This is a genomic window from Bradyrhizobium sp. Kon56, from assembly GCF_055807635.1.
The window spans coordinates 1-238 of sequence record NZ_JBVVOU010000621.1 but is presented as its reverse complement, the minus strand read 5'-3'; the positions used below and the strand labels follow the sequence as shown (position 1 = coordinate 238).

Here is a 238-nt window from a genome sequence, read left to right as displayed (position 1 = left end):
CTTGCTCGCGAAAAACGTCCAGGCAACGCGTTCATTCTGAATAAAAGCGGGAGGGCTGAGTGCTTCGCGAGCAAGCTCGCTCCTACAAATAGCCTTGGTATTACGCCTTGCCCCGCAGCGCGGCCATGTCGCGCTTGGGCGGCACGCCAAACAGCCGGCTGTACTCACGGCTGAACTGCGACGGGCTTTCATAGCCGACCTTGAACGAGCACCAGGACGTGTCCAGTGCCGCGTTCAA

General features: G+C 59.7%; 1 pseudogene. It reads right to left on the bottom strand.

Going from position 1 to position 238, the window contains the following annotated elements:
* Positions 1 to 100: 100 nt before the first annotated feature.
* Positions 101 to 238: pseudogene (locus tag AC0L3B_RS40290) on the bottom strand (AraC family transcriptional regulator CmrA); the annotation flags it as partial.